The organism is Symmachiella dynata (assembly GCF_007747995.1).
GTDB classification, from domain to species: Bacteria; Planctomycetota; Planctomycetia; order Planctomycetales; family Planctomycetaceae; genus Symmachiella; species Symmachiella dynata.
Window position 1 is genome coordinate 489,483 of the sequence record NZ_CP036276.1, and the last position, 18,786, is coordinate 508,268.

At 54.8% G+C, this 18,786-nt stretch carries 14 protein-coding genes; all 14 read left to right on the forward strand.

The features are described from left to right. The first annotated feature begins 4 nt into the window (after positions 1 to 4). The 14 genes from wecB to Mal52_RS01895 all read left to right on the forward strand — a co-directional run bounded on the left by wecB (position 5) and on the right by Mal52_RS01895 (position 18,761). On the forward strand, positions 5 to 1,093 hold the full coding sequence (wecB, locus tag Mal52_RS01830) for a non-hydrolyzing UDP-N-acetylglucosamine 2-epimerase (protein WP_145373930.1): 1,089 nt from the start codon (positions 5 to 7) through the stop codon (positions 1,091 to 1,093). A 96-nt stretch (positions 1,094 to 1,189) separates the two neighbouring features. Continuing rightward, positions 1,190 to 2,422, forward strand: coding sequence for a glycosyltransferase (locus Mal52_RS01835; RefSeq protein ID WP_145373932.1), 1,233 nt, complete (start codon positions 1,190 to 1,192; stop codon positions 2,420 to 2,422). Then, positions 2,419 to 3,804, forward strand: coding sequence for an O-antigen ligase family protein (locus tag Mal52_RS01840; RefSeq protein ID WP_145373933.1), 1,386 nt, complete (start codon positions 2,419 to 2,421; stop codon positions 3,802 to 3,804). The genes Mal52_RS01835 and Mal52_RS01840 overlap by 4 nt, the downstream gene beginning before the upstream one ends. A gap of 41 nt (positions 3,805 to 3,845) precedes the next feature. Continuing rightward, complete coding sequence (locus Mal52_RS01845; protein WP_145373935.1) at positions 3,846 to 6,020, forward strand: heparinase II/III family protein; 2,175 nt, start codon at positions 3,846 to 3,848, stop codon at positions 6,018 to 6,020. Between the two features lie 74 nt (positions 6,021 to 6,094). Further along, positions 6,095 to 7,354 carry a glycosyltransferase gene (locus Mal52_RS01850; protein WP_197534596.1) on the forward strand — a complete coding sequence of 420 codons (1,260 nt, stop codon included), beginning with the start codon at positions 6,095 to 6,097 and terminating at the stop codon, positions 7,352 to 7,354. 55 nt (positions 7,355 to 7,409) lie between these two features. Further along, positions 7,410 to 9,302 carry an asparagine synthase (glutamine-hydrolyzing) gene (gene asnB, locus Mal52_RS01855; RefSeq protein WP_145373938.1) on the forward strand — a complete coding sequence of 631 codons (1,893 nt, stop codon included), beginning with the start codon at positions 7,410 to 7,412 and terminating at the stop codon, positions 9,300 to 9,302. Next, positions 9,302 to 10,483 carry a glycosyltransferase family 2 protein gene (locus Mal52_RS01860; protein WP_197533644.1) on the forward strand — a complete coding sequence of 394 codons (1,182 nt, stop codon included), beginning with the start codon at positions 9,302 to 9,304 and terminating at the stop codon, positions 10,481 to 10,483. The genes asnB and Mal52_RS01860 overlap by 1 nt, the downstream gene beginning before the upstream one ends. A 47-nt stretch (positions 10,484 to 10,530) precedes the next feature. After that, positions 10,531 to 11,730: a glycosyltransferase family 2 protein gene (locus Mal52_RS01865; RefSeq protein ID WP_145373940.1), complete on the forward strand. Its 1,200-nt coding sequence runs from the start codon at positions 10,531 to 10,533 to the stop codon at positions 11,728 to 11,730. A gap of 178 nt (positions 11,731 to 11,908) precedes the next feature. Continuing rightward, complete coding sequence (locus Mal52_RS01870) at positions 11,909 to 12,958, forward strand: FemAB family XrtA/PEP-CTERM system-associated protein (protein ID WP_145373942.1); 1,050 nt, start codon at positions 11,909 to 11,911, stop codon at positions 12,956 to 12,958. 48 nt (positions 12,959 to 13,006) lie between these two features. Further along, positions 13,007 to 14,008 carry a polysaccharide deacetylase family protein gene (locus Mal52_RS01875; RefSeq protein ID WP_145373944.1) on the forward strand — a complete coding sequence of 334 codons (1,002 nt, stop codon included), beginning with the start codon at positions 13,007 to 13,009 and terminating at the stop codon, positions 14,006 to 14,008. A gap of 63 nt (positions 14,009 to 14,071) precedes the next feature. Next, a complete protein-coding gene (locus Mal52_RS01880) occupies positions 14,072 to 15,109 on the forward strand; it encodes a glycosyltransferase family 2 protein (RefSeq protein WP_145373946.1) in 1,038 nt (345 codons plus the stop codon). 231 nt (positions 15,110 to 15,340) lie between these two features. Then, complete coding sequence (locus Mal52_RS01885) at positions 15,341 to 16,276, forward strand: carbohydrate deacetylase (RefSeq protein ID WP_145373948.1); 936 nt, start codon at positions 15,341 to 15,343, stop codon at positions 16,274 to 16,276. After that, positions 16,273 to 17,181, forward strand: a complete 909-nt coding sequence (locus Mal52_RS01890) for a class I SAM-dependent methyltransferase (RefSeq protein ID WP_145373950.1) — start codon at positions 16,273 to 16,275, stop codon at positions 17,179 to 17,181. The genes Mal52_RS01885 and Mal52_RS01890 overlap by 4 nt, the downstream gene beginning before the upstream one ends. Then, on the forward strand, positions 17,178 to 18,761 hold the full coding sequence (locus Mal52_RS01895; protein WP_145373953.1) for a hypothetical protein: 1,584 nt from the start codon (positions 17,178 to 17,180) through the stop codon (positions 18,759 to 18,761). The genes Mal52_RS01890 and Mal52_RS01895 overlap by 4 nt, the downstream gene beginning before the upstream one ends. The last annotated feature ends 25 nt before the right edge of the window (positions 18,762 to 18,786 follow it).

Sequence of the window (18,786 nt, forward strand, 5' to 3'; positions counted from 1 at the left end):
GAAAATGCAACTCTCCATTATCGCCGGCGCTCGGCCGAATTTTATGAAGATCGCGCCGTTGATCCGTCCGTTGAAAGACGTCGGATTTGCGACGAAGATCATCCATTCCGGACAACACTACGACCAGAAAATGTCGCAGACGTTTTTTGACGAGTTGAACATTCCGCACCCCGACCTGAATCTCGGTGTGGGATCCGGTTCGCACATTTGGCAGATCTCTGAGGTGATGCGGCGGCTGGAAACGGAGTTCACCGAGAATCCTCCGGCGGCGGTTGTGGTGGTGGGGGATGTCAATTCCACGCTCGCTGCAGCGCTGACGGCTGTCAAATTGGGGATCCCCGTGGCGCACGTCGAATCGGGGCTGCGCAGTTTCGACCGGGCAATGCCTGAAGAGATCAACCGCATCATGACCGATGCGATTTCGGATTGGCTGTTTACCTCTGAACCTTCGGCTCAAACCAACTTGGAACGCGAAGGTGTGCCGGCGGAGCGAATTCATTTTGTCGGCAACGTGATGATCGATACCCTGCTGTCGCATCGCAAACAGGCGCAAGCATTGCATTCCAGTCGTGAATTGGGGTGCGGCGATAAAGATTATGTCGTGCTCACCTTGCATCGGCCCTCGAATGTCGATGACCCGGAGCGTCTGGAATCAATCCTCAAGGCTGTGCATGACATTTCCGAGGATTTTCCCGTACTGTTTCCCATCCATCCACGGACTCGGGGACAGTTGCAAAAATTTGGCTTCGCTGAACGGCACGATTTGAACGGGTACCGCATGGTCGAGCCACAGGGGTATCACTCAATGCTCAGCTTGATGGACGGCGCGCGATTTGTGCTGACCGATTCGGGGGGCATGCAAGAAGAAACAACCGCTTTGGGGGTTCCCTGTCTCACATTGCGTGAAAACACGGAGCGGCCTTCGACCATCGAGAGCGGCAGCAATCAATTGGTCGGCTGGCGAACGGATGATATTCTGGCAGCGGTGGGCCGCATCAAGTCCAGCCCGGATCGTTCGAGCCAAATTCCAGAAAAATGGGACGGGAAAACGTCGACGCGCATTGCGGAGATATTGCACAGGGATTTGGCATAGCAGCAATAGTCGTTTTTCGAGCAATCTGATCGAGTGCCGTATTGCGGACAAGGGATCGGCTGAAATCATCGGGCGCAGTCGTGTTGTTGGGATGAAATGGTCATTGATACTGTGGAACACAACCTGGAGCAAAGCGAGTTCACCGGCCGTCGATTGACGGTCGCGTTTGTCGTGCACAATTTTAGTGTGGGCGGCCTGGAGCGGTGCATCGCACGGTTGGCGAACGCATTGGACCGGCAACGATTCCGGCCGGTGATTATCTGTTTAGATAAAAACGGAACAGCGGCACAGTGGCTTGAGCGCGACGATATTTTAGTGATTGAATTGCACAAAAAACCGGGCAACGATTTGGGTGTGGTGCGTCGTTTGGCGAAAACGCTACGCGAGATGTCTGTCGATATCGTGCATTCGCACAATTGGGGCACTTTGGTGGAAACAACGTTGGCTCGCAAATTGTCCGGAACAGCGACGCACCTTCATGCGGAACGAGGCATGGAGCTCGATGCTTTGAACTCATCCTCCTGGAAACGCAAGTTGCGAGGACGGGCGACACGATGGGCCTTGGAGCGGTCCGATTGCGTGGTTGCCGTTGCGGAGGCGGTTCGCCGACAAGTGCTTCAGCGGTGCGGTCGGTTGCATCAAGAGATTCTGGTCATTCCCAACGGAGTGAGTCGCCCGGAGATAGATCCTCAGGGACCGACGGCAGAAGAGATCCGTCAACAATATTCGATTCCAAGCGATGCGGTCGTTGTTGGCAGCGTGGGGCGCTTGGTGCCGGTCAAGGATTTTGGGCTCGCCATCGATGCTGTCGCTCACCTAGCCGGTAACGGTCGCAACGTGCATTTGATGCTTGTCGGAGATGGATCGGAGTTGCCGCGGTTAACGGCCCATGCGGCAGCATCCGGTGTTGCAGACAACATTCACCTCGTCGGCCATCGCGAAGATGTGGCGAATTGGCTAGCTGCTATGGACGTCTATGTGAATTGCAGTTTGAATGAAGGCATGAGCCAATCCGTCTTGGAGGCGATGTCGACTGGGTTGCCGTTAGTTGTGACCGATGTGGGTGACAGCGGCTTGTTGGTGGGTGGTGAAGAAGCCGTGGGCCGCGTCGTACCGAGCGGCGACGTCGAGGCATTCGCGACAGCGCTCGATGAAATGATCACGGATAATCAACTGCGTCGCGAATTGGGGCAGCGTTCGATCTTGCGTCACCAGGAGTGTTATAGCTTAGACGGTATGATCGCACGGTATGAAGCACTTTATGAGACTTTGTCGGGTGCGCAGTCTTGCGTGGGCGACAGCATTCAAACTACGGAGCCCGTGACGTGAGTATTTCACTCGTCGCATTCCTAGCACTATTCGTCCTATTTGGCTTGCTTGCTTTTACGCGGCCGGCGTGGGGTGTTTGTCTATACATGCTGACCTTCTTCGCATCCCCTCCGTATTGGTGGTGGGGCCGCGATATTGCCACGTATCGCTGGAATCTCTACGGCGGTGTTGGACTACTGATCGCTGTACTCATATCCAGGTCGGTCAATCCCAACTCAAATCAACCTGTGACTGCCAAGACCCGGCGGCTGATCACGTTGGCGACCCTATTGCTCATCAATGCTACGGCCGTGCATTTTCTATTGTCTAGGAATTGGGGCGTGAGTTTTGGGAGTTACGAACTCGTCGCGAAATTCGTCTTGTTGTTTTTCATGATGATCGCGGCGATCCGTACGGAAAGAGATTTCAAGCTGGTCATCATGACCTTGATCATTGGGATGGGGTACATTGGCTGGGAGGCCACGATCAACGATCGGGGTAAGATGGTTGCCGGACGATTGGAAGGCGTGGGGGCTCCGGGGGCTACACAAGCCAACGAACTTGCTTCGTTGGCGGTTACGATCATTCCACTGGCCGGCGCGTTTTTTATGGCTGGTAGTAGATACCAGAAATTCACAGCATTCTTGGCCGCGCCCTTTATCTTGAACGTAATTTTGCTCTGCAATAGTCGTGGTGCATTTCTTTCGATGATTGCCAGCGGTGTTGCGTTTGCGGCGTTTGCGCCCAAAGCGATTCGTTGGCGCGCCTTCAAATTACTCTGTTTGGGGGGGGTTGCTGTTTGGCTACTGCTGGGAGATCCCGAGATTGTCCAACGCTTCATGACTTCATTCACTTCTTCAGAAGAACTCGATTCGTCCGCATCCTCCCGATTGCAATATTGGAAGGCCGGAATCCGCATGATTTCCGACTATCCGCTCGGTGCGGGTGGATTTGGTTTCAAACGTGTTCATGGGCCCAAGTACATCAAAGAGGTGAATGATCAAGATTTCGACGGGAGGTCGGTCCACAATGGATACATTAACGAGACCTGTGAATGGGGCATACAAGGCTTTCTGTTGAAAATGCTGTTCGTCACAACGGGGTTGTTTGTATTAAGACAGACGATCAACCATTGCACTCGCCAAGGCCGTACGAACGAGGCCTTGTATGGGTGTGGAATTGCCGCTTGCATGACGGCGTTTCTCGGCACATGTATGTTCGGTGACCGACTCGATGCGGAATGGGGATTTTGGATGATGGCTTTGATTGTTGCTTATAGCCGAATTTACGGACCAACATTTCAGCAGTTTGGTCGGCCGCAGCAACTACAGCAAATCCCACAAAACCAGAACGTGCCGGTTGTGCCCGGAATGCAGCAGCCTGTTGCATCGCCTCAGTACTAATCTGTCGCTCTTTGATTCTGATCCTTGAAGCAATAAGCACCATGAGTCGATTACGCTTGTTCCACAAACTCCGAAAAATGCCGCCGCACGAAATTCGTACGCGGCTGGCGGAGAAAGTGCGCGTGCGACGCGAACGGAAATGGTATGTCAATCCGGCCGACGTCGCCGCGCAGCACGCTGCCGATCTGATTGGTAATTGCCTCGAACTGGTTCCCGGTGCAAAAGCGGACCAACTGCAACGACTCAAAACGGAGCATCCCGAAACGCACGAGCAACTGGCGACCGCTGCAACGACGCGTGCCGAAGCGGTGCTGGCGGGGCAGTCGGAGATATTGGGCTTCCCGCTCGACTTGAACAACCCCGTCGATTGGATGGCCGACCCGCGTACCGATTATCTCTTTCCCAGACAGTTCTACGCGGATATGTCGCTGTACGAAATCGGCAACGGCGTCGATGTAAAGTATGTCTGGGAATTGGGCCGGCATCAGTTTCTGGTGGAACTAGCCCGTGGGTGGCGGTTTGGTGGACAACAACATTCTGCGGTGCGGGCTCGTGAATTGTTGCTGGACTGGATTGAAAACAATCGCCAGTACGAAGGAGTGCATTGGACCAGCGCACTGGAGTTGGCCATGCGGGGCATCTCTTGGATCTGGACGATCGCCATGCTGGCCGATTGGAAGGGCTGGCAGCCGGGCGACTTCGAATTGATTTCGCGCAGCCTGCGCGAACAAGCCGAATATATCGAACACCATTTGTCGTATTATTCCAGCCCGTACAACCATTTGGTGGGTGAAGCGGCCGGGTTGTATTTAATCGGCTGCGCGTTGTCCGGCACGCCGGGCGCGGAACGCTGGCAGCAGTTAGGGCACCGCGTTTTGAACGAACAGGGGCCACGGCAATTCTACGACGACGGATTTTGCGTCGAACAGGCGACCGGTTACCACTATTACACGTTAGGATTCATGTCCCTAGCACTCGTCGCTGCTCGCGATCAGGGGCAGCCAATCAAGAGTTTGGAACCGGTCGTGCAGAATGCCTATCGGGCAGGGTTGGCCTTTCGGCAACCGGGGGGGCGTTGGCCGGCAATCGGCGATGTCGATTCTGCGCGAGCCATTCCGGTGCACCATAATGATTTTTGGGAATTCGATTCCCTCTGCGTGCTGGGCGCCGTCCTCTTCGAGGACCCGCAATTATTGCCGCCGGAAAACACGTTTTCGGAAGAAGCATATTGGTTATTGGGTTGTGACGCGCAAAAGTTCACGGCGGCAGACGCAAATGAATTGCCGTTCACCGCGACAGTCTTACCCGAGTCGGGTTATACAATCGCCGCTTCGGGCCAGGACTGGATTTGTTTCGATGCCGGACCATTGGGCGACGGTTTACATGCCGATGCCACGCCGTCGACGGCGCATGGTCATGCTGATGCCTTGCAGATTCTGTATCGCCATCAAGGTCGCGATATTCTCATTGATCCCGGCATGCCGTTTTATTTTGGCGACGACGCTTGGGTCGGGCATTTTCGCTCAGCCGAGGCTCACAATACGATCGACGTCGACGGCATCGAAATGGCCAAACGGGCTGGACGTTTGGCGTGGTCACACGTAGCACCCCGACCTCACCTGGATGCACGACTCGCTGACGATGCGTGGTTAATGCGTGGGCGTGCTGAATGGGGGACCGGAACGACTGTCGAACGCAACATCCTGGCAATTCCTGGGCAGGGAATGTGGGTGGCGGATCGCATCACGACCGACCAGCCGCGCAGCATCACCTGGAATTGGCAAATGGGCGAAGAGCGATCATTGCCACAGGTGTGGACCAACGGACTGGATATCACAACGTCCGAACAACCGGCCGTCGAGGATTCACCCGCGGGCTGGTTCGCTCCGGGATACGGAGTTCATAGGCAAGGGCGGCGAATCCAATGTCAATCACCCGCGACCGACAAGGCGCTGGTCGTCACGTTTTACGGGGACAATCCTTTGCCGTTGGATGTTCGAGTCGGTGACCTTGCCATCTCCTGTCCGCTCGACGGCGCTGGGACAACCGGTTTGACCGCGGATGAGAATGACGCCGAAGTCGTGTGGCGATTGGAGATCGACGGGCAGCAGGTGACGTATGCAGCCGGCGGTTCGGCCGCAGGTCAGACGGACCTCGCGGGCGTCGGCGATTGGTGCGTGACAAAAACGGTGGAGCAATTGAGCTCTGTCTCATAAATCGGGCTGGCTCAGGCGTGCGGAGAGTGACTTCCGCCGTAATATCAACAGTGACTATGCAAACCTCGGTGCCCATGACTGAAACCATGCAAGCAACCGCCATTGATGCACAACCGCCAGCGAATCAGCAGCGGCGCATTCTTGTGGTGAGTGCGTCATTTCCTTCCTCGGTGATGCCCACCTTTGGCGTCTTCGTGAAGGAGCGTGTGCGTGCGATTGCCAAGCTACCTGGGTATTCCGTTCGGGTGATTGCTCCGATTCCCTATTTTCCGCCGATCAAAAAACTCTCCCGCTGGTACGACTGGTCTCAAGTTCCCTTACGAGAAACAATCGACGGTTTGGAGATCGTGCGGCCGCGTTATCCGATGCTGCCCAAAGTGGGAGGATACATTCAAGCAAACCTGATGTACCCCGGTGTCTTGCAGGCAGCCAAGCGGATTCGCCGTGAATTCGATTTTGACATCATCGACGCTCACTTCGCCTATCCGGCCGGTGTGGTGGGAACGAAATTGGGAAAACGATTTGGAAAGCCGGTCGTCATCACCGGACGCGGCGAGGATATTCACCGTTTTCCCGAAAGCCCCGTGGTGGGGGATCGCATTCGTTGGGCGATGCGTAATGCCGACCAATTTGTGGGAGTCAGCGAAGAGATCGCAGCCAAGATGATTTCGCTGGGCGCCGATCCTGCTCAGACTCGCGTGATCGGCAATGGTGTCGATTGCCAAAAATTCCAACCGCTGCCCCGCGACGAAGCGCGCCGCAAGTTAGATTTGCCCGCCGATGCGCAAATCGTGATCAGCGTTGGCGATTGCTTTGAGAACAAAGGCTTTCATTTACTGGTCGACGCGTTAGGTCGCCTCAAGACCTCACACCCGCAACTGCACGCGGTGATTGTCGGCGGCTCGCCGCGTTACGGGAATGATTACACGAGCGTCATCAAAGAGAAAATCGCCGAGCATGGTTTAGAGGACCGCGTGCATTTGCCGGGGCGGCGGCCTCATGAAGAATTGTCGACGTGGTACAGCGCTGCCGATTTGTATGCCATTCTTTCCGCACGCGAGGGGTCACCCAACGTGCTGATGGAAGCCCTCGCCTGTGGCGTTCCGGCCATCGGCACGCCGGTGGGCGGCATTCCCGAGACCCTAGCCGACGACCGGTTGGGATCGGTTTTGCCAGAGCGGTCCGTGGCTGCTGCGGCCGACGGATTGACCGCCGCTTTTGCACGGGAGTGGGACCGCAAGGAGATCCGGAAGATTTTAGAGACCCACGATTGGAGTTCCACGGCACTGCAAGTCGCGGATGTTTTTGATCAGGCTACCGGCATCGTCGATTGAGCTAGCGCGCGGCGGTCCCTTTGACCAACGCGGACAACTAAAGATAAGGCAACCTATGTGCGGCATTACCGGCATTTACTATCGAGACAAGGACCGTCCCGCGGAAGAAGCGGTTGTCCGCGCGATGTGCGACGCGATCGTGCATCGTGGGCCGGATGATCAAGGCCAATTTGTCGACGCTAACGTCGGCATCGGCATGCGGCGGCTGTCGATCATCGATCTGGCCGGTGGGCATCAACCGATGTTCAACGACGATCAGTCCATCGCCATCGTCTTCAACGGCGAAATCTTCAACTGTGTTGAACTGCGCAAAGAGTTGGAATCGCACGGACACCGGTTTCGCTCGCATAGTGATACCGAAGTCCTGGTCCGCGGCTACGAACAATGGGGGGACGATCTCCCCAAACGCCTCAACGGGATGTTCGCGTTTAGTATTTTGGATCGCCGGCGTCATCGGGTCCTGATTGCACGTGACCATATTGGAATCAAGCCGCTGTATCTCTACGAAAATGGCGGGCAAATCGCCTGGGCTTCGGAGATCAAAGCGCTGCTCAAGGTGCCCGGCATCACGGCCGAACTGGACCGGGCAGCGATGTTCGATTTTCTGCAATTCGGCTATGTCCCCGCTCCACGAACGATGTTCGCGGGAATCAGCAAACTGGAACCGGCCACTTGTATGGTCATCGAAAACGGCCAAACCAAGAGTTGGAAATATTGGGAGTTGGATTACACGACCGAGCAACACAGCCTCGGCGATTGGTGCGAGCAATTGCGGGAATTGCTGGAAGACGCGGTCCGATTGCAGTTGATGAGCGATGTGCCGTTGGGGGCATTTTTATCGGGCGGACTCGATTCCTCGTCGATCGTGGCGATGATGCACGAACTCGGTGTGGGGAATATTTCTACTTATGCGATTGGCTTTGGCGGCGAAGACGCGTTTCATAACGAGTTGAGTAAAGCGGCCATCGTGGCCAAGAAATTCGAAACGGACCACCACGAAATCGTCGTCGAGCCGAACGTGACGGAGTTGATGTACCCGTTGATTGAACATCTGGACGAACCGATTACTGACACGTCGTTTCTGGTGACCTATCTAGTGAGCAAGATGGCGCGGGAATCGGTAACGGTGATTCTGTCCGGCGTCGGTGGTGATGAAATTTTCGGCGGGTATCGCCGGTACTTGGGGCCGCGACTGCAAAGCATGTATCAAATGGTACCGGGCGCAGTCCGCCGCGGAATGGTGATGCCGCTGCTCAATCGTGTGCCGGTCGATCGCGGATCAGCGGTCAAGTCGATGTTGCGTTATGCACGTGGTTTTGCCTCGCAGGCGGAATTGCCGCCGCCGGACCGTTATCAAGGTTATGTCAGCGTCTATAACAACGGACAACGACACGGGATTTTGTCTCCCGAGTTGGCGGAGTTGGAGACGCACCACCGTTCGCGACAGGTCGCCGATTATTATGCGGCCGCCGGCAGCCACGACCCGCTGAATCAAATGATGTATGCGGACCTCAAGACAAGCTTGGTGGATAGCTTACTGGCTTTCACTGACAAGATGAGCATGGCGGTCTCGCTGGAAGCGCGTGTGCCGCTATTGGATTATCGTCTCGTCGAAATGGCGGCGCGGATTCCTTCGTCGATGAAACTGCGCGGAATGCGGGGCATGAAACATATCTTCAAGGAATCGATGCGCGGCCGATTGCCGGACAATATCATTACCCAAAAGAAGCAAGGCTTCGGCACGCCGATCAGCCGTTGGTTCCGTTCCAGTCTGCAGCCGTTGCTACAAGATGTCTTATCCCGCGAGCGAATACAGAGTCGCGGTTACTTCGATGCCGACGCGGTCACGGCACTGATGGATGACCACATGCAACAGCGCGCCGATCATTCGGAGCACATTTTGGCATTGTTAACGTTTGAGATTTGGCATCAAGTGTATTTGGATTGATGATGATGACTCTTAGCTTACAAATCCTATTTTGGGTCAGCTTTGGCACCATCTTTCTGACCTACTTCGCCTATCCGGTGACGTTGTTGTTACTAGCACCGTTGCGCAAATCGCACGCCATCGACGATGCGACGCCAACGGTGACGCTGATCGTAAGCGCCTACAACGAAGCTGCCGTGATTCGCGAAAAAATTGAGAACTCACTCGCCTTAGACTACCCACGTGAATCGCTGGAAATCATGGTGATTTCCGACGAGTCGGATGATGGGACCGATGAAATCGTTGAGGAATATGCGGATCAAGGAGTGGTCCTGTACCGGCAAGTGCCGCGACGCGGAAAATCCTTCGGTCTCACGCAGTTTCTCGAGCGGGCAACCGGAGAATTGGTGGTCTTCAGCGACGCCAACTCCATTTATGAACCCTCAGCGGTCCGAAAACTCGTGCGGCACTTCGCCGAAGAACGGGTCGGCTTTGTCGTCGGGCATCAACGGTATATCGAAGAGGATTCAGCAGCGAGCGTTTCGGAGTCACTGTATTGGCGGTACGAAACGTGGCTAAAAATCCAGGAAAGCAAAATCGGTTCGGTCGTGTGCGGCGATGGTGCGATTTACGCCATCCGCACGCATTTATTCGAGCCGCTTCGTGAGGATGACATCAATGATTTCACGATTCCGCTGAAAATTGTTTGCCGCGGTTATCGCGGACTGTTTGACACCGAAGCGGTCTGCTATGAACGAACGGCGGCTGATTTCGGCGGCGAATTTCGTCGCAAGGCGCGCATCGTCAATCGAAGCTTTCGCGCAGTGCTCAGAAATCCCGGCGTTCTCAATCCGTTCCGCGTAGGACTATTCTCCTATCAACTGGTGGTTCACAAATTGATCCGCTGGTTCGTACCGCTGTTCATGGTCACCATGTTCATCGCGAATGTGGCGCTGGCAGTGCAGGGGAGTCTGTTTTATTCGGTGATCCTGGGATTGCATATCGGTTTCTATCTGCTTGCGTTATTGCGGCTGGTGCCCGCCTTGCGGGATGTGAAACCGATTTATATTGCGAATTATTTTTGTGTGGTCAACGCAGCTGCGGGACTGGGACTGTTGAACGTGATGTTCGGCAAGAGCGTCTCGACCTGGAATCCGGAACGTGAGGAAACGCAACCAAGCGTTGTGACCTCAGCAAAGTAAGCACTCTTCTTGTCGCTCATCTCGTGTTTGAAATTAGTTGGAATCTGATGGATCTGTTCTGGCACATCCTGTTTTGGTTGTCCTTGGGACTGTTGGTTTATACCCAGTTGGGCTACCTGGCCATTTCGGCGATTTTTGCGGCACTCTCCAGGCGTCGCGATGTACCCGCGATCGGTGAATGGCCCAATGTGACGTTGGTCATTCCGGCGTACAACGAAGAAAGTGTGTTGCAGGCCAAGTTGGAAAATGCACTGGCGATGGATTATCCCGACGATTGTTTGGAAATCATTGTTGCCAGCGATGGCAGTTCGGATGGTACCGTGGAAATCGCCCGCAGCTTTGCGGATCGTGGCGTGCGGCTATTGGATTTTACCGATCGTCGGGGTAAAGCCTCGTTATTAAACGACGCTGCTGCCGCAGCGGAAGGCGAGCTGCTATGTCTGTGCGATGCCAATGTCATGTTTCAAGCGGACGCGCTCAAGAAAATGGTGACGCGACTGCAGGACGCGACGGTTGGAGCAGTCAGTGGTGATGTCCGTTTGAAGAGTCGCGATTCGAATTTCGGTGAAGGAGAGGCGTTTTATTATCGCATCGAGCGGGCCTTGCAGCTGTCAGAATCACGGATTGGGTCGATGATGGGTGTCGATGGTGGGATGTATGTGATCCGCCGCGAATTGTTTGAGCCGCTGGCACCCGACACAATTCTGGATGATTTTACCACCACGATGAACGTCATTCGTCAACGTCGCAGCGTAGCCTACGAACCGGATGCCGTGGCCCATGAAAATGGCACGCCGACTGCTCGTATGGAATTCAAACGCCGCGCCCGCGTGACCAGCGGAGCGATGCAAATCCTCAAACGGCGGCAATGGCCGCCACTGGCCCGACCGGTGGAATTATGGCAATTCGTCTCGCACAAACTTCTCCGTTGGATTGAACCGGTTTTATTGGTTGCGATATTCGTATCATGTGCGGTCTTATGGAACAGTGGAATCTTCTATCGAATCGCACTGATTGGGCAAATCATATTTTACCTGCTTGGCCTAGCTGGTACGCTTGCGGTAACTTTTCGCGAGACGCGCGTGGGCGGAATTGTGTTTTATTTCGTGATGAGTCATGTCGCCATGATGGTGGGCATCGTTAAGGGGTTATTCAACCGGCAGCCGGTGACCTGGACGCGTACGGAGCGTACACCAACAACTGAAAAGCCGGAGTCAACCAGTGCGGCGGTGTCGCAACATCGCTAAGTGGCAAGTGCGGTTGTTGTTGGACCGAGTGGACCCACCTGACCGATATTGAGTGTAGAGTTTTTAGGCAAGACGCATCGCAAACCGGAGTTTGCCGGGGAACACCGATGGATAACCGATCGTGTGTCTTCTGAAAACGATTCTGATTTAGGCAACATTGAGGGCAGTGGCAGTGCAAATGGTCTCAGACCACATCATGGCAGTCGACGTCAAGGCGATTGGCCCCAGCGAAACATCCGCTTGGGACGATTATGTGGCCCGTCACGTTTCCGACGCGCTGTTTTTTCGCGCCGATTGGGATAAGCCGTTTCAAACGTACCGCTTAACGGTGGAGCGACTCGCCGCCTTTCGGGGCGGCACCATTGTCGGCGTCTTGCCTTTGGTCCATCAACGTAGCCTGCTGTTTGGCAAGCACATGGTTTCGTTACCGTGGTTTGATACGTGTGGACTCCTGGCTGACGATGCCGAAAGCCGTGACGCATTGATGGCTGAAGCGGTCAAGCGTGCTGCGCAGCGAGGCGTCGACGAAGTGCAATTGCGGCAGCGCGAACCGGTGGAAATTTCGGAGTATGTGCGGACCGACAAAGTGCTGATGCAACTGGAACTCCCAGCCACGGGAGAGGAACTTTGGGACGGGTTCTCACCGAAGGTTCGCAATCAAATCCGCAAAGGGCAAAAAGCGGGGGTGACGGTCGAAAGCGGTGACTGCAAATTGTTGGATGATTTTTTCAACGTCTATTCCGTGAATATGCGCGATTTGGGCAGCCCGGCGCACAGCCGCCGATTTTTCCAAGCAGTACTCGATGCCTTTCCCGAAGAAGCAACCGTGCATATCGCTCGCTTGGAAGGGACAGCCATCGGCGGTGGGTTCACCATGTCCAACGGCGCCGCGTGGGAAATTCCCTGGGCTTCGAGCCTGAGAACATACAACAAGCTGTGCGTTAACCATGTGATGTATTGGCACATGTTGGAACAAGCCTGCGCCGCTGGAGCGATATCGTTTCGCTTCGGACGCAGTACTCCCGATTCAGGGACCTACAAATTCAAAAAGCAATGGGGGGCTCAACCGGTCAACCTGTACTGGTATCTGTTGCCGGCCAAACCGGGGCTGGTTCCCGATATGTCACCCCCCAAGGAATCGTACGGCAAGGCGGCCGAAATCTGGCAAAAACTACCGGTCTGGCTCACACGCATCATCGGTCCGCAAATCATTCGCAAAGTAGCCTAAGCCCGTGCGATTTTCCGCGCACGTAATTCTAAAACCTCGACGATCAACATGACTGCAAACCTGTTAATCACCATCGATACGGAAGAAGAGGGCCTGTGGGGCGGTCAGTACCGCACTACCGGGAACACCGTGGAAAATGTGTGCGCTGGTGTCGGTCGATTTCAAGAACTGTGCGACCGGTATCAGATTCCTCCAACCTACGTGATCGATGCACCTGTCGTGACCGATGCCGACTGTGTGGATCTGTTGCGAAAGATCCAGGACGACGGACGCGGAGAGATCGGTACGCACGTGCATCCCTGGTGCAATCCGCCACAGGATTCCTATTGGGACAAGCAGACTTCGTTTCTGTGTAATCTGCCCGAAAAATTACAACGCGAGAAAATCGTCTGGCTGACCGATGAAATCGAAAAACAGTTCGGCCGCCGTCCCACCTCGTTCCGTGCGGGACGGTACGGACTCGATATTGTGGGTGCGCGAATTTTACGTGAACTCGGCTACACCGTCGATTCCAGCGTGATTCCCTTCAGCAACTGGTCATCCGAAGGGGGGCCGAATTTCGAATACGCGCCGCACACGCCCTATTTCGTCGGCGATCGTGGCTTGTGCGAACGATGTGAAACCGGTTCCTTGCTCGAGGTTCCCGTCTCCGTCGGATTCAATCGTCCCGATTTCCAACGAGCGCAGTCGATTCGGAATTTTGCCATGCTGCCCTGGTTGCGGCGGATGCGGAGCGTCGGGATCCTCGATCGGTTGGGCATCGTGCGTCGCATCAAATTTAGCCCCGAACAGGCGCGGGCACAGGACATGAAACAACTCATCGACGCCTATCTGGCTGGCGGGGCACCGGTGATGGTGATGTTGTTTCACAGCACTTCGCTGGTGGCAGGGCAATCGCCGTATGTGAAAACGGCAGAGCGTCTCGAGGAGTTTTTCGCCGATTTGGCGGAAGTGTTCGAATATTGTTTAACGCAACGCGGCATGGTGCCCGCCACGTTGAGTGGGTTTGCCGAGCAGTATACACAATCGCCCAGTATGGCGACGACGTAATCAATATTGCTGGTTCGGTTCGTTTGGGATCGAAACAGCGATACCTGTAGAGAGGGTGATATCGTGGAGGAAGCGGAACTCATTTCCATCGTGGTTCCTATGTACAACGAGGAAGGCAACGTCCGCCCGTTGTACGAGGCGATCGTCAAAGAATTCGACGAACTGTGGTGCACGTTCGAGTTGATCTTCGTCGACGACGGCAGTAGTGACGAATCCGTGGCAACTGTCAAAAAGCTGCATGACACGGACGCGCGAGTCAAATTGGTGCGCCTGTCACGGAACTTCGGCCATCAAGTGGCGCTGACTGCAGGGTTGGAAGCCGCGCGGGGGGCGGCCGTCGTCATGATGGACGGCGACTTGCAACACCCACCGGCGCTGATTCCCGACATGATCGCCCGTTGGAAGGAAGGCTACGACATCGTCTATACGGTGCGTGAAGAGACCGAAGGCGCGGGTTTCATGAAACGTTTCACAGCCGCCGGTTTCTATGGGTTGATCAATCGTTTGGTCGATACGCACATCGTCCCCAATGCCGCTGACTTCCGTTTGATGGATCGCAAAGCGTTGAATTGCCTCAACAGTCTGCGCGAGCGGAATCGATTCATCCGTGGGTTGGTGAGTTGGATTGGTTTTAAACAATACGCCATGCCCTATACGGCCGCCAAACGGCATTCCGGCGTGACGAAATATTCATTCACAAAAATGTTCGCCTTTGCCGTTGACGGGATCGCTTCGTTTTCGACGTTGCCGTTGCGATTTTCAGCGGCCATTGGTTTTGTCGCCGCGATTTCGGGACTCCCGTATGCGTTGTGGGCGATCTATCTTAAGTTGTTCACCGACCAGTCCGTCTCCGGTTGGGCGTCGATGGTTGTCGCTGTCCTGTTTCTGGGGGGCGTGCAATTGATGACGCTCGGAGTGATTGGCGAATACGTCGGCAGGATTTATGAAGAGGTCAAAGGCCGACCGTTGTACATTGCCAGCGAAACCGTGGGATTTGATCACCCTCAAGCAAGCACGGATAGCAATCACGATCATGTGGTGGAGCCCCCCACGAATCGGCCGGCAGAAATCGCTGCCGGTGCGGCTCACACACAGTCGTAGCGGTTCGGAATTTCTTCTGTACTACCAACAGTCCAAACTGGCGCACCGTGCGCGAATTTTTATGCGGCGACGCGAGGCCCGCACGGAACGCACACTGCGACGGCAAGCCGTCGGTTTGGGATGATTGAGAGTCACGCTCGGAAATCTGTGTTTCATCCGTGTTCAATCTGTGGCTAAGAAAACAGCAGCCCTGTTGGGTTGCGGCACTGCTGCATTAGGTTTGTGATACCTATGAGACGAGTCATCATTAACGCCGACGACCTCGGGATTTGCGAGGGAACGAATGTGTCCATCAGTCGGGCGCATCGTGAAGGCGTATTGACCAGCGCCAGTTTGATGGCCAACGGAGCGGCCTTCGACCATGCGGTGGAGACGGTTGTCGATCCCAATCCCGAGTTGGGGATCGGTTTGCATCTTTGTCTCACCAGCGGCGTGAGCGTGCTTGCTCAGGATCATCTCAAAGATCTGGTGGGCGACGACGGGCATTTTCGTCACGGATTTGTGTCGCTCGCCCGGGCGGCGCGGTCAGCGGCTCCGGAGTTTCTGCAGCAGGTCGAAGCAGAATTGGATGCGCAGTTTCAGCGTGTGCGTGACGCCGGCGTCCACATCGATCATGTCGATGGGCACCGTTATTTTCATGTGATCCCCGGTGTCTTCGAAATTGTCGCGCGCTTGGCACTGAAACATGATTGCCAAGTATTGCGGTATCCTCGTGAACGACTCGGACCGTGGGGACTTTGGACTCGCCCAGGTCAGGCCCAGCGACGCCTATTGAACGTCCCCAAACAAATCATCCTCTCGCGGTTTACGCGAGCCGCCCAAGCACATCAGCCTCGGCCGGAAGGGACGGAGCATTTTCACGGTGTGCTCGACAGCGGTGCCGTCACGTCGCAGTCCCTATTGCGTTTGCTGTCCAACCTACCGGCGGGCACGATCGAGATCGTCACACATCCCGGCGGCGTGCGCGATACTGGAGCTGCCACTTGCACGGCTGACGATTTGAAATTCCTCCAATCCCCGGATCGGCTGTTGGAGTTCGAGGCACTCGTCGACCCGGGCATAAAGTCATTCGTTGAACAAAACGGCATTCAATTGCAGCGATTTGCGGATATTGCGACTGAGGATTGTGCAGTCCCTGCTGCGAAGTGTTCAGGAAGCCTACCTTGAGTTCGCAACCACCCACTGTTGTCGAGATGTCGCCTTCGTCCGGATTGCCTCCCTGTCCGCTGTGTGGAGCCTCCGAGACGAAAGCGATCTACCAATTGACCGGTTATCGAGTTGCCCGTTGCACCTCGTGTCACTTCGACTTCAACGGAGATTTTCAAGGCGGCGGTGAAACCGGGCAGACCTTTGACCGTGACTATTACATGGAAGCGCACCGTGCCGCATTTGCGAATCATGCAAAAGACTACTCCAAAGATCCCAGCCTCAAAGTATTTGAAAACCGACTAAAGCAAGTGGAGGCGCAAATTGGCGTTGGCCGTGTGTTGGACGTCGGACCCGGACTGGGGACATTTGTCAAGATGGCCTCGACGCGCGGCTGGGATGCCGAAGCAGTAGAAATCAGCGAATACGCTGCCAACCACATTCGGGAAACCCATGGTCTGCAGGTCTTTAATGGAGACCTGCAAAAATTCCCCGGGGAAGACGAATCGTTCGACTTGGTCACTTTTTGGGACTCGGTCGAGCATGTCGCCTATCCCAAGGAAAATTTAGAAACGGCATACCGGCTCATCAAACCGGGCGGCATGATCTTGTTGACGACGGATAACTTCGACTGCCTTGTGGCGGATATCGCGAGTTTGTTTTACAAGGCGACGGCCGGTTGGTGCACCTATCCGTTGGAGCGGGTTTTTATTGATCGCAACTACGGGTTTTTCACCGATGAGACGTGCCGGGCTCTTGTGGAACGCGTCGGATTTCACGATGTCGTGATCGACAAAATGGAATATCCGCTGGAAAAAATTAAACTGAGCGTGCTGGAACGCTTAGCGCTGGCTTCGATTTATGGAATGGCAAAACTGACTGGACGACAGGCTCAGATCACCGTGATGGCGAAAAAACCACAATGAAACCACTGACGACGAACGACAACTCTGTAATTCCCAAATCCTATCGTGCGCTACTGCTGGTGATGATATTGGCATCGGTCCTCCCGATTTGGGCGACCGACCATTTTCCATCGCAGAACGGGCCGTGGTATCTGCTGGCATCGCACGTCATGCGGAACTACGAGAACCCGGAATTCAACTATGCCGACTATTACATCCGGCACTGGCACCCGATCCCGCACGCGCTGCATACGTATTTGATGTTTGCGTTTTCCTATGTCGCGCCGCCGTTGATTGCCATGAAGCTTGCGCTGACGGTTTACGCCATCGCATTGCCGCTGAGTATCTTTTATTTCCTTTCCATTGCTGCGCCCGATAAACGCTTCTTGGGATTTTTTGCCTTTGTATTGATCCATCACTACACGTTCTATCGCGGCTACCACAACTTTTGCCTCAGCATTCCACTCTATTTTTTCAACCTGGGGTATTGGCTCAAACACAAAGACGATTTCAAACTCAAACATTCGCTCATCATGGCTGTGATGACATCGTTTTTGTTTGTGGCGCACCTGTTTGGATTCTTGCTATTGGCGTGCTCCATCGGTTGGTACCGCTGGATCGAAACGAAAAGTTTCATCAAAGGCACGATTTCCGCCGTCACGGCCAGTTGGGCCGGGTGGCTATTGTTATTGGATTTTATCTATCTCAACTCGCAAGAAAATTCGTGGGCCGACCCGGATGAATTGGAGTTCTTGCGTCCACACACCGCGGTCGAATATGTCTTCCGCAAGTTTTTCTACTCCATGTCCGTTCCCGCCTACATCTTGGGGGCGGCGATGCTCGTTTGGCCCACCTATTTGCTGTGGCGGCGGGTCTCGCAATCCCCTGGTTCCTGGGGGCAAAAAATACGCAGCACGATCACCCATCCGATGGTCGCGTTGTTTCTTGTACTCTGCGTGAGTTACTTCTTCGTACCGTACAAAGTCATCAACTGGCACTACGCCAACTCACGGTTACTGCCGTTCATCTTCATCCTCGCGCTGGCATGTGCCGGTCCCATTCCTCAATGGGGAAAACGGCAGCGCGGCTTTCAGGCCTGTTTTCTTGCAACGGTCTGTGCGGCAGGTATTGGGATTGATCTCTTGATGTCCTGGGAGGTCGTTGAAGCCGAGAAAAAAATCGCCAATTACACCTCCGGGATCGAACATTTCGACGCGAATTCTACGCTGCTGCCGATTCATCTCGATAACCCCGCTCGAGGGCAAGTGCGACCACTGACGCGCGCCCACGAGTATTACAACATCGCCAAAGGAGGCGTCAATAACGAGGGGGCCGCCTACTTTAATACGCTCGTGCCGATTTGGTATCGCGAATACCCAGTGTCGAAAATGCTTCCCGACTATGACGAAAAAGCTCCTGAGGAATCCATCCAATCTATCTCAAAGGTGTACGACTTTGTGTTAGTCATGGGGGACGATGACGAGTTGCGGACTCGGTTAACCAATGCAGGGTATTTGAACGTACACACAGCCGGTAATGTCGATTTGTTTCGCAATCAAAAGAAACTCGGAAACAAATCGTCAACATCCCAGGGATCCTGATCGATCTATCCCTACAGTCGACCAC

Excerpts from the sequence above, each read along its gene's own strand:
- wecB (WP_145373930.1), top strand. The coding sequence starts at position 5 with ATGCAACTCTCCATTATCGCCGGCGCTCGGCCGAATTTTATGAAGATC.
- Mal52_RS01835 (WP_145373932.1), top strand. The coding sequence starts at position 1,190 with ATGGTCATTGATACTGTGGAACACAACCTGGAGCAAAGCGAGTTCACC.
- Mal52_RS01845 (WP_145373935.1), top strand. The coding sequence starts at position 3,846 with ATGAGTCGATTACGCTTGTTCCACAAACTCCGAAAAATGCCGCCGCAC.
- Mal52_RS01850 (WP_197534596.1), top strand. The coding sequence starts at position 6,095 with ATGACTGAAACCATGCAAGCAACCGCCATTGATGCACAACCGCCAGCG.
- asnB (WP_145373938.1), top strand. The coding sequence starts at position 7,410 with ATGTGCGGCATTACCGGCATTTACTATCGAGACAAGGACCGTCCCGCG.
- Mal52_RS01860 (WP_197533644.1), top strand. The coding sequence starts at position 9,302 with ATGATGATGACTCTTAGCTTACAAATCCTATTTTGGGTCAGCTTTGGC.
- Mal52_RS01865 (WP_145373940.1), top strand. The coding sequence starts at position 10,531 with ATGGATCTGTTCTGGCACATCCTGTTTTGGTTGTCCTTGGGACTGTTG.
- Mal52_RS01870 (WP_145373942.1), top strand. The coding sequence starts at position 11,909 with ATGGTCTCAGACCACATCATGGCAGTCGACGTCAAGGCGATTGGCCCC.
- Mal52_RS01875 (WP_145373944.1), top strand. The coding sequence starts at position 13,007 with ATGACTGCAAACCTGTTAATCACCATCGATACGGAAGAAGAGGGCCTG.
- Mal52_RS01885 (WP_145373948.1), top strand. The coding sequence starts at position 15,341 with ATGAGACGAGTCATCATTAACGCCGACGACCTCGGGATTTGCGAGGGA.
- Mal52_RS01895 (WP_145373953.1), top strand. The coding sequence starts at position 17,178 with ATGAAACCACTGACGACGAACGACAACTCTGTAATTCCCAAATCCTAT.